The organism is Pantoea sp. NSTU24 (assembly GCF_050157905.1).
Lineage (GTDB): Bacteria > Pseudomonadota > Gammaproteobacteria > Enterobacterales > Enterobacteriaceae > Pantoea.
Genome location: NZ_JBKIWZ010000003.1, coordinates 1 through 13284 on the forward strand (window position 1 = coordinate 1; position 13284 = coordinate 13284).

Below are 13284 nucleotides of genomic sequence, written 5' to 3' on the forward strand. Positions count from 1 at the left end.
AGTTTGTACAAAATTGCATCACATCTGCGAAATATCTGATTTTGTACTTTCTGATAAAGACGAAAAGCATGACGTGACTTAGCAGGTTAAAAATTGAAGACACTTCAGTTTTCCATAATTTTTTTATTTTTTTTCTGAATGCGGGATGTTTTTTTTCATCTGAAGAAAGGAAATGTCACGACCAGCCTTTACACTTGCTTCAATACCCGCTGGTTGAATGGTTAGCAAAACCGGCTACCACGTTAGAGTTTCTCTGGCATCGGTTTTAACGATTCTTTGAGTGGTAATGCACCATTATATTCATGCAGTCTGAATGCGCTGTAATATCAAGGGTTATAGTTTGTTGTGATGTGAGCTGCATCGCTGAGATTTACGTAACCCATTACTGACACACAGTTATTTTTCAGAGTCCGTAAGAAGCGCTCCGTTGGATTGCTATCCCGGCAGTTTCCACGCTGACTCATACTCTGTTTAATCCGGGATCGCTATAGTAACTGCCGGAACTGCCTGCTTGTATAATGACTGTCCTGAGCAAAATGGCATATCACTCTGGCGGCCTTATCACGCGTTTTCCATACATTTCAGCGCCTTCATAGTGAGTATGCTGTCCGGTAAGAACGACATTATCCAGCTCACTGGTTCAGCCAATAAGTTGAGAGCAATGGCAAGGTACGCCCGGCGTCTCCCTGTGCAGATATAGGCCACATGACTACCTTGCATAGCTCTGTTATTGTGAACTCCCGCTCAGAAGAGTTTGGGATAACGATATGCTTATATCCCCACGCTAATACCGATTTGTGGGATGCTGACAACAGGCCAAACCCAACTCTTTTATCAGCGCTTAATCTGGTGGCCTCTCTGAATTGCCTTTGTGGCGATGCTTCTGGCTCCGGGCGAGTCCTGTATGATGTCATCTGGCTCAAATAACTGACTGCGTAATACTGCTTTCTTCCGACTGATTTTTTCAGTCTTTATAGCGGTTTCGACGAACCCCGAACACGTGGCAGAGAGTGACCACAGGATCACGCGCTCTTAGCCTGGCGATTATTGAAAACCTTGCAGGTGGCTGACTAAAGAGACGCATTAGCCTCCTAAAATTTCTTAGAGCACTTCAATAGCTTGTAGCTTTTCTTCCGCTGATGCATTTCATTTTTTGGAGAGGCAGGGAAGGCCTTTGATGTTTTGCCCTGTCGTTCATCAGGCAGTTGTCTGACCGATATTATCATCGTGGAAAGGCCAGCATTAATAGCGTTAGCTGCATAAGGGGAGGTAATTCTGGTCGGCAATCAACTGAACTCATACGCGTTAAAACTCAGGACTAAATTTTCTTATTTCATTCGTGCATCTGTATTGTTCTGAGACGAGAACATATCCTCTTTTCAGGTGGCTAAATTCAGTGAGCCACTACATCAGAACACGGTGAAATACCTGAGAAATATTACAGCGCCGCAGTCACCTTTATCATACGCTGGAAAGATTTTATACGAAGGCAGTCCGTTATGTTGAAGCGAGACGAATTTATCATCGCTTGCAGTAAATCTTTGGGATTTCAGTTTATTGCCTGTTATGAATGGAAAGCTTATATAGGGTGCGTTCAGATTAATTTAATCCGTCTGCTTTATCTGTGCGGACATACCGTGAACAAATTGTCGCATGATAAGCCATTATCAGATGAAAGAGATGTTTTCGCGTCAGATTTATTTCGCCGGAATGGACGGCACATTGTTATTCCGGCTCTGTCCAGCAGGCGAGGAATGGCGACGCCAGATCACAAAGGAAGTCGCCGTAATGAACAGGGTAAGGATGGCAGATAAAAGCAGTGTGCCGGGTATGCCGTATTGCTCCAGCAGTACGGCATAAACTGACGGCGCGAGCGCCGCGAGCAAAAAAGCGGGTGACAGCAGTAAGCCTGTTTTACGGGCATAGTGCTGTCGATCAAACAGCACAAGAGGCAGGACGGCCTTAATGACCGTACTCAGTCCGTTTACAGCCCCATAACTCAGAATAAAGATGGCTGTAGCCACCGGGGTAACATTCCCTGCAAGGCCAACCAGAAAGCATAATGGCAGCATAATGCCGGTAAACAGGCTCAGACGGATCGCTGAAGTACGTGCACCGGAAGCCACGTCCAGCAGTCTGGCGCTCACCTGTCCCACCCCCCACAACATACCCGCTACGGCGGGCATACCATAAGCAGCCAGTATCTCAGGGAAATGAGCAGACACGCCGGTGGAAACAAAGCTTATCAGCGCTATCAGCGTGGCGTACCACAGGCCGCTGATGAAGGCTTTCCGGTCTTCTGCTGGTCCAGTCGCCGAAAGAGCGGTCTGCCCGGTAACGGAAGGTTGACGCCGATAACCTGCCGGAACGGTGGTCAAAAAAAGCAGGCTGACAATGCCCGCACAGCCGTAAACGATAATGGCATGCCGCCAGTCGGTTAAGTGCAGTAGCGCAGCACCAGCAGGCCAGAACGCGACTGACGCGAGACCACCCAGCAGTGTAACCAGGGTAATTGCCCGGCGGGCCTCTGCGCCTGCGGTTTCTACAAGCAGCGCAAATGCGGCATCATACAGGGCAAGTCTCATGCCAGCACCCATCAGGAGCCAGACGGCAACCCATGATGCTGTTGAATAAGTAAAAGCCATCAGAAAACAGCCGATGATGATGGCGCAGGTTCCCGTCATCATCATCGTACGTCCGCCGGTCCGGGCTATAAGGGCACCCGCAAGCGGCGAAAAAAAGCCCATCACAAGCATGGCAATAGTCAGGCCGGAGAATGTCACAACCGGCGACCAGCCGGTATCCATCATGATGGCGCTCCCGAAAACGCCCGGCATGTAGAATGTGATACCCCAGTTGATAAACTGCGTCATACCAACGCAGAAAATTGTGCGGCCTGTCAGACATCCGTCAGTCAACCTGAACCCTCCGGCAATGTGTTATCGCCCTGCCCGAGCGTACGCTGCATGATGACCGTATCAAGCCAGCGTCCATGCTTGAAGCCCACAGATTTGAGCGTTCCTGTCACGCTGAAGCCTGCCGCACTGTGCAGGGCAATGGAGGCGGTGTTTTCACTATTACCTACTACTGCCACGAGCTGACGAAAGCCATGGGCCTCTGCCCATGCGACCGCACTTAATAACAGATTTTTCCCGATCCCCTGCCCCTGAGCATCGGGAGCAATATAAATAGAGTCCTCCAGAGTGAATCTGTAGGCATACCGTTCCCGGTAAAGTGACAGATAGCTGTATCCGCGAACAGTGCCGTCCTCAACCGCCACAAACCACGGCAGTCCTGCTGCCCGCAACTTTTTGAGACGGGCCGTCATTTCAGCCGGATCAGGCGGTTCAGTTTCAAAAGTAGCGGTGCCGTGCAATACGTGATAAGCATAAATCTGCTGAATGGCAGGTATATGTCGTTCATCTGCTTCGGTTATTTCCATCTGTACGGCTCCTGCTGCGATTAGAAGCAAAGACTAACCCGTATGAAAAATTTCAGACAGGCAGCAGGACTTATCAGCGGCATAAGGAAAATTTTGGGATGGCAAACCTGAATCTCGATCATCTGGCTACTTTAAGACTGGTTATCAGCCGGGGCAGTTTCTCCGGCGCGGCTGAAGCACGGGGTCTGTCGCAGCCGGCAGTGAGTCTGCAGATAAGACAACTTGAGCAGGCGCTACAGGTCCGCCTCATCGAGCGAACCAGCCGGGGAGTCCGACCCACGCCAGCCGGGCTGACCCTGGCTGAGCACAGCCTGAAAATTGATACCGTGGTCAGTACAGCGGTTGAATCGGTATGCCGGCATTCCGATGAGATAACCGGTACGGTTACTGTCGGCACAGGCGCAACGGCCTGTATTCATCTGCTGCCCCCTTTACTGCAACAATTGCGACAGGCACATCCCCTGCTCAAGGTGGATGTACGCACAGGCAACACTTCCGATATTGTGCGAGGCGTGGAGGAAAATCGTATCGATATCGGGCTGGTGACTCTGCCAGCCGAAGGTAAAAACCTGAGCGTTACCCCGCTGGGTACGGATGAGTTTGTCGCCATCATGGAAAAGGACACATCAGAGCAGAGCGCGAAAATATGGACGCCGGACGCTTTGCTGCCGCTGCCTCTGATTATCTTCGAACCGGGAAGCGGGACACGCGCCCTGATCGACCAGTGGTTCCGGGAAACGGGCCATACTGCCTGCCCGGTCATGGAGCTGGGCAGTATTGAGGCTATTAAAAGAATGGTCCGGGCAGGCCTTGGCTACAGTATTGTTCCCCGGATGTCCGTTGCATGCATTGAGGAAAGATCGGGGCTCAATCTTTATTCTGTAACACCCCCTCTTCACCGGACGCTTGGGGCGGTTATGCGGGAGGACCGGATTATAAGCAGAGCAATGAATGAAGTGCTGAAAAGCCTTCACAACAGTTTTGCTAAAAACGAAAACAGATAGTTATTCGATGTCAGAACCAGACAGGTACAGCCTGCTCTGCCCGGGAAAGCGCAAAAACAGCGTTTACCCGCGATCCCTGTCCGTTTCTGGCACAGAGCGGACAAACTGACTGAGCTGAAGGGCCGCTTTAAGCGAAAAGCGAAAAGCGAAAAGCGAAAAGCGAAAAGCGAAATTATATTTATGAAAGAATTTTTATTGCCAGGGAAATTATTATTTTCCGTTTATTTCTGGTTAATCACGAACAGCATCATAATCATTTAGTATCTGCATCAACAGTATTCCTGGTGTGTCTTTTGTGAATATCCTGAAGCCGGTGCTAAGAAGCGAGGCAATCATAGCGGAAGTAACTTTATTGTCTTCGTAGGCGATGGTCACCTGCTTTCCGATGTTCTTTCGGGTCATTTCAGACAATCTTTTGCTACATTCATTGTAAAATCAAAAGGTTAAATTCTCTGCACCTATCTCATCTTTCTCTCTATAATCGATTGATTTTACACATTCAGAGGCAAAAGAAGTTTTCTCATTACCGACCGAAAAAAACAAAGTCCCTTATGCTGCAGTCGAAGTCAGTGGTACAAGCACTGCAAGTAACAATACCTCAAACATGATTTGCATTTTCTTCTCCTTTTGTTCGTTGACCTGCTCCTCATAAATTAACATATCTCAACGTTGCCGACGTCCGCTTCTGGCACAAAACAAACTGCGTATCCGTCAAATGTTTGCTATTAGCAGAGCGCAGATGACACCAACGACCGAAAATTTATGAATAAGAAGAATTTTTTTGGCAGAGCCAAATGCATAGCTGGATTCGCTGTTACAACAGGTAAATATCGGTGGCTCCCGGCATCTTGCAATGAAAGCAGGTGATCATAATTTTATTGCCTTTTCTGCCGTCTCACCTGCATCTGACGATCCGGCGTGCTCTCTGACCGGAAAGTTATGCGTGATGACAAATCCATCAGCGCAGAAACGCAGGGACAGAAAATCTCAAATCTCTCCCCGCTGTTAATACCTCGCTGATCAGGCTGGAAACCCGCTGTGTTAGAGAGCCGTCTGATCCAGGTACTCAACGAAGAGTGTGACACATATCCACTGCTAATTTGGCCGCCGATAGTACATCCGTGCCTTTGCGCTGAGGACTGAGGCAAAATGCTGTCGTGCTGTGATGACGATTAGCGGACCTCTGTTGTCTGAGTCGCAGGCTGACGAGCCTGACGTCCGGCTATGACCATAGCCACGATAAACACCAGCGCGAACAGCACGACGATGGTCGGTGCGGGTGCGCTGTCGATAAAGAATGAGAGATATACCCCGCTCAGTGATACCAGCACGGAAACAATGACGGCCACCAGCAACGCGTGGGAGAATCGGCGGGTGAGCAGCACCGCAATTGCGCCAGGCGCGATAAGCAGGGAGACCGACAGGATAATTCCGACCGCTTTCAGAGTTGCAACAATGGTCAGTGAAACCATGCAGAGCAGCCCGTAATGCAGCCAGCGCGTGGATAACCCTGAAACCTGCGCCTGCTGCGCATCAAAGCTAAACAGCATAAAGTCACGCCACTTCAGCGCCATCACAGTGACGATAATGACGGCAATGATCGCGGTCTGAATCATGTCCGCGCCGGAAATGCCCAGCATATTACCAAACAGGATGTGATCGAGATGGACATCTGGTTTAACCGCAATATAGAGGATCAGCCCTGCCGCAAACATGCCTGAAAAGAGGATACCGAGCACCGTATCCTGCTTGATGCGGCTGTTATCCTGCAAAAATCCACTCGCAACCGCGCAGAATAGACCCGCGACAAATGCGCCTGCCGCCAGCGGCAGCCCTGCCATCCAGGCGATCACAATGCCCGGGAATACCGCATGGCTCATGGCATCCCCCATCAGCGCCCAGCCTTTCAGCACCAGAAACACTGACAGGATCGCACAGGGGATCGCCACCATCAGCGCCGTCAGTAACGCGCTGTTCATAAACGCAAACCGGAAAGGTTCAAGGATCCACATGAGCCTGCTCCTTTTCATTCTGATAGCGGCCACGACGGCGCTGAGCCAGCAGGCCCTGTCGGGGTGCAAAGACAAACGCCAGCAGGAACAGTAACGTTTGCGCCATCACGATAATGCCGCCCGTTGCACCATCCAGGTAGTAGCTTGCCCAGGCCCCCAGAAAACTGGTTATGCTGCCGATAGCCACCGCAATGACCAGCAGACGCGGAAAGCGGTCGGTGAGCAGCCAGGCCGTAGCGCCTGGCGTGACCACCAGAGAGATCACCAGAAACGCCCCGACGGTCTGCAGTGCCGCTACCGTCGAAGCCGCCAGCAGCGTAAAGAACAGAATCTTCAGCCGCTCAGGGTGCAGCCCGACGGCGCGTGCATGATTCTCGTCAAAGAAGGTGACCATCAGATCTTTCCACTTAACCAGCAGAATCAGGGCCGACAGCCCGCCAATCAGGCCCAGCTGAAGAATGTCAGCGGGGTCGATAGCCAGAATATTGCCCAACACAATGGTCTGAATGTTCACCGCCATTGGATTAAGCGACACCATAAACAGGCCAAGACCAAAGAAGGAGGAGAAGATCAGGCCGATAATCACATCTTCCTTAAGACGGGTACGCTGGTTTAATAACAGCATGCTGCCCGCCGCCAGGCCACCAGAAAGAAAAGCGCCCAACGCAAAGGGCAGTCCCAGCATGTAAGCGCCTGCAACGCCAGGCACGATAGAGTGTGAAAGCGCATCTCCGATCAGCGACCAGCCTTTCAGCATCAGATAACATGAGAGAAAGGCGCAGAGTGCGCCCACCATCGCGGAAACCCACATCGCATTGAGCATGTAGTGATAACTAAAGGGTTCCAGAAGCCACGCCATCATCTGACCTCCCCCGCCTGCGAAGGCCTGGAAAAAGGCTGTCCGTCTGCGGCAGGCTTCACCCGTTCATTTCCCTGCGCATAACGCAGCGTTCCGCCGAAGGCGCGTTCAAGGTTGGCTGGCGTAAAGGTGGTCTGTGTCGGGCCACTGGCAAGAATCGTGCCTTTTACCATCACAGTGTAATCGCAGAATTGGGTCACTGAGTCCAGATTGTGTGTGGAAACCAGCAGGGTTTTACCTTCTTCGCGCAGCTCGCCCAGCAAGGTGATAATCCGCGCCTCGGTCTGTACGTCTACGCCGGTAAAGGGCTCGTCCAGCAAAATGACGCTGCCCTGCTGGGCGATGGCACGCGCCAGAAAAACTCTTTTCTTCTGCCCGCCAGAAAGTTCGCCGATCTGACGATGCCGGTAATCCAGCATATCGACCCGCGCCAGTGCCTCACTGACAATCTGGCGGTCGTTCGCTGTCGGTCGGCGCAGCAACCCCATGTGGCCATAACGTCCCATCATCACCACATCTTGCACCAGAACCGGAAAAGACCAGTCCACCTCCTCCGACTGTGGCACATAAGCGATCAAACTTTGACGCAGCGCCTGACGGGTCGGCATCTCCAGAACAGAGATTGTGCCGCTGGCGAGCCGCACAAACCCCATAAGTGCTTTGAACAGCGTCGATTTACCGGAACCATTAACGCCGACCAGTGCTGCAATCGATCCGCCCGGCACGCTGAAGCTGGCATCACACAGTGCAATATGGCCGTTGCGATAAATCACTGTGACGCCTGAAACCACAATAGCCTCACTCATTCTGGTTTTTCTCCTGCCATGACGCCGTCGACGAGCGTGCGGGTGGTGACATAGAGCAGATCGAGATAGGCTGGCACAGCGCCATCGGGCGTGGTTAAGGAGTCGACATAGAGCACACCACCATAATGCGCACCGGTTTCCCGCGCGACCTGACGGGCAGGTTTGTCAGAGACGGTACTTTCACTGAATACAGCCGGAATCTTCTGTTTTCTGATCAGGTCGATGACTTTTCTCACCTGCTGCGGTGTGCCCTGCTGATCGGCGTTGACTGGCCAGAGATAAAGTTCCTTCATGCCCAAATCGCGAGCAAGATAAGAGAACGCGCCTTCACTGGTTACTATCCAGCGTTTATTCTCCGGAATGCGGGCAATCTGCTGACGAAGCGGCGCCAGCGTCGCTGTGATTTTTTGTTTATAGTTCGCCGCGTTCTGGCGATAAATTTCGGCATGGGCCGGATCATACCGTATCAGCGCATTCCGGATGTTATCGACATAAATCAACGCATTGTCGGGTGACATCCAGGCATGAGGATTGGGCTTCCCGTTATAAGGACCCTCATTAATGCTAATCGGCTGAATGCCATCGGAAACCACCACTTCCGGCACGCCGTCAAGGTGTTGATAGAAACGTTCAAACCAGCGTTCAAGATTGAGCCCGTTTGCCATGATTAATTGTGCACCCTGAGCCCGCTTAATATCACCCGGCGTTAGCTGGTAGTCGTGTATCTCCGCGCCAGGTCGGGTAATGGAAACAACCTCTGCCGACTCCCCCGCTACATTCCTGACCATGTCAGCGACGACAGTAAATGTGGTCACGACCTTAAATTTTTCTGTTGCATAGCTGCTGGTGCTCATCAGCGCAGTCAGCAGCATGCCTGACATATACAGGGCGAGCTTTTTTGACAGGACCATAAGGCAACCTCCGGCAGTGATGAAATATCAGACAAAATTAGCCTGTGCTATTTTTTATAGCACAGACTATAAAAACCTGATAGCGCTGGAATGTGAAGTTTTTTAAGCGTAAGAGGATGAACGTGAAGATTTGTCAGAAAATCATATAAACCAATGATTATTAATGAATTTAAACATGCGACTTACTACGTGCAGATTGAATTTTCCGGCAGCGCTGGCCGGTTTCTATCTCCATACTCGTAGTGCTGTACAGCTGAACGTCTTATCGTTCCTATACCGGCATAGCAGGCGCAGAAGATCCGACCTTCATGCAGTCGTTTGTCAGCAGACATTTTGTTCACATCAAGCACAAAAAGCGGACAATTAAAATAATCTTATTGATAGGCTGAATTGATTAAATCTGGTAAATTTTTTTGCTACAGTTAAAGTTACTTACCGCAATCACCCAGGAGGATATTTTGTTTTTTTCCAGCGATGAAAAAGCGAATGTCATCATTGGCGAAGCCGCAATGAACCTGTTTAATGCTGGTCAGGAAGTGAACGTTGAACTGCTGATTAAAGAGTTGCTGATTATGGCAAACTCAGAAGTAAACGAGTACCGCCTTGAGCAGTTACAGGATGCACGTCAATGGTTATCAGGCTTTAAAACGATTGGTTCACGCCGTTCTGGTCCGGCAAACTGGCTGTCTACAAATTCTTCAGCAGAGTCTGCTGTTTCCGAATCTGCCGATGATATCTATTTCAGGTACTGACTTTTTGTACCTGAATTTCTCCCGACCTGTACAATAAATTTGAGCAGGCCGGGATTGAACCGATACAACTTCATGGTACAACTACCCTTCTGAAAAGCCCTCTCAACCTCCTGTTTTAAAAGAATAAGCACTTTTTGCACAAAATTACCCATTCCGAATACTCAAAATATTGTACAAGTTTTTATGAAATCGTATAACTTACGCGCTGAGTGATGTATAACTTGTATATCTCCCGTGCGATTGTTTTAAATCACCTGAGGAAAAAAAATGCGTCAGAACGGACAAGCCCAGGAAACACTCAGTGACATTGCCCGTTATTTCAATCAGGCCAGTTCTCCTTCTCAGCAGGAAACACTGGGCTCTGTCGTGGTTGAGATTTTGCGCGCCGGCAACAGCCTCAGCCGGAAAGCGATCTGTAGCAAGCTTCTGCGTCGCCTCGAACAGGCTTCTACGTCAGAAGAAGAGCAGCACCTGCACGAATTGATTTCGATGCTTTTCCGCCGCGAAGATTGATCGCCTTTACGGCAGCGTACATTATTCAGGATGCCCGTTTTCAGCCAGTCCAGGATGGTTAACGTAATAAAAAGCCCAGTACTGCTTTCCCGTATCAGGTGCGTCCGATCGCACCTGCTAACACATACGGACCCGCAGCATGGCCATTGATTCGTAATCAGAGAAGCCAGTATGTACAGAAGTGAAGATGAGAAACTGACAGATGTAATGATCGGCGAAGCCGTTCTTACATTACTGAAGTCAGACAAACCGGTATCCAGTAACGCCCTGATCGCGCAACTCGAACTGATGGCAGCTAACGCAGATAATGATGCAAAGGTGTCAGTTATCCGCAGAGCCATAACTGAGGTGCGTAATGGTATGGTTGCTGCTCGCAAGCGTGTTCAGAACGAGGGCGCGGAGCGCGACAAAACGGCCCATCGCATGTCCAGTGACGGGCCACCTGAGGGTTCGAAAAAGCACTGATTGAAGGTAGCGCTTACCTGTTGCGGGCGGCTGATGATAAGCGAAGCGGCAAAGCAGCAAAGCAGCAAAGAGATGTTTTTATGCAGGCTGGGCAAAACGAAAACAACGTCTACATTCGTTTTGGCTGTAACCATTGCGTCTGACCAATTTTCTTCAGAGAACGAAAAAATCATGCAACACTCTTCATCAGATTCTTCCATCATTGACTATTTTCGTGGCGAAGGCGATCTGCTGGCTCAGGAAACCGAACTGCTCGGCGCGCTGATCCGTGACATTGTGGCCGATCAGGGTAGCGTCACTAATAAAGCCATTATTCTTTATCTGATTGCAGAGCTGGAATGCACGTCGGATGTTGTGCGACTGGATGTACTGCGCAAAACGCTGGAAATAGTGGTCGGCCGCACGCCCGACGATACCGGTATCTGATTTTCTCTTCTGCGCTGTCTGCGGCAGCGCAGTTTCTCATCCCGTTGCAATCTCTATACATCACCCTTTTTCGGGTTGAACAAACCTGCTGCCTTGAGAAAAATCCTATATAACATTCTGAAATGACTGCGCTCACAAGCGTTTTGTCATGAATTACTTTCATAAGAAATTATTACTGGAATAGTTAATTTTTCTGGACAGCAACAGAAATAGCCCCGGTTAATCGGCTAATATCTGTGCAGAAAACGGCGATACGCTAAAAAACAGAGCCGTCCTCCGGATAATAAACCTTGTGATGCCGGGCATCTGATTATTGTGATTTATTATCGGCCCGGAAAAAAGCAAAAGGAGTTTGAGGAGGGTGTCTCAGAATGGTGCCTGTCGTTGACGCCACCGGCCTCAGTGCATCTTGCGGCTAAAAAAGCTTATCGCTTCCTGGCACAATGCCTTTAGCCTGCTGTCACGCGTCTCTTCGCCAAGGCGAAACAGCGCGTCCGTAATGTCGTGAAAATGAACGGGCTCTCCTGCCTTGATCAAGTCACTGACCACCGCGCCGACAAGCGCACGGATTTCATTATCATTATCGTACTTCACACGACCTCCCGACGGTGTATGAATATCCAGTTTAACATCAGCAGAAACTAAAACCAAAAAAGGCAGCACAGCTGGAATATAAGCGAAGCGGCAAATCGGTCATTATTTAACCACCCCTTGGTTATTATTCGACATTATTTATGCCTGTTTAACCTGTAGCTGATTAATACATAGAAGAGGGTTGGACTTCTCGCCAGATTAATTTTCTGTTTAAAAATGTTAACTGTCTGGATTTTAACCGTACGGATAAGACGCGAAGCCGTCATTTCATACAAGCCACTGCGCCTTTTTATTTATATGAGCGTGTGCAGCCAGCCATATTCTGGATAAAGTTCTTACTCCATCAGTAAAATCAGACCCGAGTTATGATAGAAAGGAGCATGTATTCCGCTACCCTGAGCAGCCAATGGCCCGATTCACCCACAAACAGATTTCAGCGCAGTCGGGACTCAGCCTGGCCACGATTGATCGTGCTCTGCATCAGCGAGGCAATGTTCATCCACGTACCCAGCATCGCATTCAGCAGGCGATAGCGGACCTGGAGCTGATGCAGAAAGCCGGACTGGCCAGGGGCAGAACTCTCTACTTTGACGTGATCATGCACATTCCGGATCGTTTTCAGCCGCTGATCCGTGAGGCGTTTACCCGTCAGATTGCCAGCTTTGCTGCTTTCAGGCTCCAGCTACGCTTCCACTTCAATGCACATCTCACGGCAGAGGCCATCAACCAGCTGCTGAACAGAAAAGCCTTTCACAGTCACGGCATTATCCTGAAAGCAGCCTGCTCGGACGAGTTAAACCCTACGCTTGAATCTCTTCTCCGTCAGCGCGTGCCGGTGGTCACCATGATGAGCGATCTGCCCGGCAGTGCGCGTTTGCGCTATATCGGCATGGATAACGTTGATGCCGGAAAGGTGGCAGCGTTTCTGATGTCGCGGTGGCTGCGCGTCAGCCGCTCACATATCATTGCGGTAACCGGCAGCCGCGATTTTATTGGCGAACAGGAACGAATCCAGGGGTTTCAGCGTGAGATGCGGCAGTTTGCGCCTCAGCATCAGGTCAGCGTGGTTGCAGGCGGTTATGGTATTGATGCACAGATGCATCAGTCGGTTACGCAGTTCCTGCGGCAGCATCCGGATGTGGATGCCGTCTATACGGTCGGCGGCGGCAATCCGGGCATACTGCGCGCCTTTGCGGAAGAGAAGCGTCAGATCAATGCCTTTATCGGGCACGACCTCGATCAGGAAAACTGCGCACTGCTGCAGGCAGGTAAAATTGATGCGCTGATCGAGCATAATTTACAGCTTGATGCGCTACACGCTTTCAGAACACTGCTTGAGTTTCATGCCTTCCTGCCAGCAACGGCCCCGGTAGCGCCCTACTCTAAAATTAATATTATTACCCGCTACAATATGACGGCCTGACTTACCGGACCCTCCATGAGCGCAGCGCATCATCGTTTACTGAATGGACAGTCGAATGGCTCTGCGGCCAGTTAATG

The 13284-nt window shown here is 50.3% G+C and carries 13 protein-coding genes and 1 pseudogene; 6 read left to right on the plus strand and 8 right to left on the minus strand.

The window, feature by feature from the left end; translation table 11 throughout:
- Nucleotides 1–199: 199 nt before the first annotated feature.
- The 3 genes and pseudogenes from ACLHDD_RS18610 to ACLHDD_RS18620 all read right to left on the minus strand — a co-directional run bounded on the left by ACLHDD_RS18610 (nucleotide 200) and on the right by ACLHDD_RS18620 (nucleotide 3442).
- Nucleotides 200–1290: pseudogene (locus tag ACLHDD_RS18610) on the minus strand (IS3 family transposase).
- A 407-nt stretch (nucleotides 1291–1697) separates the two neighbouring features.
- Nucleotides 1698–2873, minus strand: coding sequence for an MFS transporter (locus tag ACLHDD_RS18615; RefSeq protein WP_427105330.1), 1176 nt, complete (start codon nucleotides 2871–2873; stop codon nucleotides 1698–1700).
- Between the two features lie 41 nt (nucleotides 2874–2914).
- On the minus strand, nucleotides 2915–3442 hold the full coding sequence (locus tag ACLHDD_RS18620; RefSeq protein WP_427105331.1) for an N-acetyltransferase family protein: 528 nt from the start codon (nucleotides 3440–3442) through the stop codon (nucleotides 2915–2917).
- 98 nt (nucleotides 3443–3540) lie between these two features.
- Here ACLHDD_RS18620 and ACLHDD_RS18625 point away from each other — a divergent pair, with 98 nt between their 5' ends.
- Nucleotides 3541–4446 carry a LysR family transcriptional regulator gene (locus ACLHDD_RS18625; protein ID WP_427105332.1) on the plus strand — a complete coding sequence of 302 codons (906 nt, stop codon included), beginning with the start codon at nucleotides 3541–3543 and terminating at the stop codon, nucleotides 4444–4446.
- A gap of 1172 nt (nucleotides 4447–5618) precedes the next feature.
- Here ACLHDD_RS18625 and ACLHDD_RS18630 read toward each other — a convergent pair.
- The 4 genes from ACLHDD_RS18630 to ACLHDD_RS18645 are packed head-to-tail and all read right to left on the minus strand — an operon-like array spanning nucleotide 5619 to nucleotide 9004.
- The gene (locus ACLHDD_RS18630) at nucleotides 5619–6458 is read right to left on the minus strand and encodes a metal ABC transporter permease (RefSeq protein ID WP_427105333.1); all 840 of its coding nucleotides are present in this window, start codon (nucleotides 6456–6458) and stop codon (nucleotides 5619–5621) included.
- A complete protein-coding gene (gene sitC, locus ACLHDD_RS18635; RefSeq protein ID WP_427105645.1) occupies nucleotides 6445–7317 on the minus strand; it encodes an iron/manganese ABC transporter permease subunit SitC in 873 nt (290 codons plus the stop codon). Before sitC ends, ACLHDD_RS18630 begins: the two co-directional genes overlap by 14 nt.
- The gene (locus ACLHDD_RS18640; RefSeq protein ID WP_427105334.1) at nucleotides 7317–8123 is read right to left on the minus strand and encodes a manganese/iron ABC transporter ATP-binding protein; all 807 of its coding nucleotides are present in this window, start codon (nucleotides 8121–8123) and stop codon (nucleotides 7317–7319) included. The genes sitC and ACLHDD_RS18640 overlap by 1 nt, the downstream gene beginning before the upstream one ends.
- Nucleotides 8120–9004, minus strand: a complete 885-nt coding sequence (locus tag ACLHDD_RS18645; protein ID WP_427105646.1) for a metal ABC transporter substrate-binding protein — start codon at nucleotides 9002–9004, stop codon at nucleotides 8120–8122. The genes ACLHDD_RS18640 and ACLHDD_RS18645 overlap by 4 nt, the downstream gene beginning before the upstream one ends.
- A gap of 443 nt (nucleotides 9005–9447) precedes the next feature.
- Between ACLHDD_RS18645 and ACLHDD_RS18650 the strand changes: the two genes are divergently transcribed.
- The 4 genes from ACLHDD_RS18650 to ACLHDD_RS18665 all read left to right on the plus strand — a co-directional run bounded on the left by ACLHDD_RS18650 (nucleotide 9448) and on the right by ACLHDD_RS18665 (nucleotide 11190).
- Complete coding sequence (locus ACLHDD_RS18650) at nucleotides 9448–9786, plus strand: hypothetical protein (protein WP_427105335.1); 339 nt, start codon at nucleotides 9448–9450, stop codon at nucleotides 9784–9786.
- 267 nt (nucleotides 9787–10053) lie between these two features.
- Entirely contained in the window at nucleotides 10054–10299 is a 246-nt protein-coding gene (ycgZ, locus tag ACLHDD_RS18655) for a regulatory protein YcgZ (protein WP_427105336.1), read from the plus strand.
- 171 nt (nucleotides 10300–10470) lie between these two features.
- The gene (locus ACLHDD_RS18660) at nucleotides 10471–10764 is read left to right on the plus strand and encodes a hypothetical protein (RefSeq protein ID WP_427105337.1); all 294 of its coding nucleotides are present in this window, start codon (nucleotides 10471–10473) and stop codon (nucleotides 10762–10764) included.
- 171 nt (nucleotides 10765–10935) lie between these two features.
- Nucleotides 10936–11190, plus strand: a complete 255-nt coding sequence (locus tag ACLHDD_RS18665) for a biofilm/acid-resistance regulator YmgB/AriR (protein WP_427105338.1) — start codon at nucleotides 10936–10938, stop codon at nucleotides 11188–11190.
- A gap of 399 nt (nucleotides 11191–11589) precedes the next feature.
- Here ACLHDD_RS18665 and ACLHDD_RS18670 read toward each other — a convergent pair whose 3' ends face one another.
- Complete coding sequence (locus ACLHDD_RS18670; RefSeq protein ID WP_427105339.1) at nucleotides 11590–11784, minus strand: hypothetical protein; 195 nt, start codon at nucleotides 11782–11784, stop codon at nucleotides 11590–11592.
- 406 nt (nucleotides 11785–12190) lie between these two features.
- Here ACLHDD_RS18670 and ACLHDD_RS18675 point away from each other — a divergent pair, with 406 nt between their 5' ends.
- Complete coding sequence (locus ACLHDD_RS18675; protein ID WP_427105340.1) at nucleotides 12191–13207, plus strand: substrate-binding domain-containing protein; 1017 nt, start codon at nucleotides 12191–12193, stop codon at nucleotides 13205–13207.
- The last annotated feature ends 77 nt before the right edge of the window (nucleotides 13208–13284 follow it).

Excerpts from the sequence above, each read along its gene's own strand:
- ACLHDD_RS18630 (WP_427105333.1), bottom strand. The coding sequence starts at position 6,458 with ATGTGGATCCTTGAACCTTTCCGGTTTGCGTTTATGAACAGCGCGTTA.
- ACLHDD_RS18640 (WP_427105334.1), bottom strand. The coding sequence starts at position 8,123 with ATGAGTGAGGCTATTGTGGTTTCAGGCGTCACAGTGATTTATCGCAAC.
- sitC (WP_427105645.1), bottom strand. The coding sequence starts at position 7,317 with ATGGCGTGGCTTCTGGAACCCTTTAGTTATCACTACATGCTCAATGCG.
- ACLHDD_RS18615 (WP_427105330.1), bottom strand. The coding sequence starts at position 2,873 with ATGACGCAGTTTATCAACTGGGGTATCACATTCTACATGCCGGGCGTT.
- ACLHDD_RS18660 (WP_427105337.1), top strand. The coding sequence starts at position 10,471 with ATGTACAGAAGTGAAGATGAGAAACTGACAGATGTAATGATCGGCGAA.
- ACLHDD_RS18620 (WP_427105331.1), bottom strand. The coding sequence starts at position 3,442 with ATGGAAATAACCGAAGCAGATGAACGACATATACCTGCCATTCAGCAG.
- ACLHDD_RS18665 (WP_427105338.1), top strand. The coding sequence starts at position 10,936 with ATGCAACACTCTTCATCAGATTCTTCCATCATTGACTATTTTCGTGGC.
- ACLHDD_RS18645 (WP_427105646.1), bottom strand. The coding sequence starts at position 9,004 with ATGTCAGGCATGCTGCTGACTGCGCTGATGAGCACCAGCAGCTATGCA.
- ycgZ (WP_427105336.1), top strand. The coding sequence starts at position 10,054 with ATGCGTCAGAACGGACAAGCCCAGGAAACACTCAGTGACATTGCCCGT.
- ACLHDD_RS18675 (WP_427105340.1), top strand. The coding sequence starts at position 12,191 with ATGGCCCGATTCACCCACAAACAGATTTCAGCGCAGTCGGGACTCAGC.
- ACLHDD_RS18625 (WP_427105332.1), top strand. The coding sequence starts at position 3,541 with ATGGCAAACCTGAATCTCGATCATCTGGCTACTTTAAGACTGGTTATC.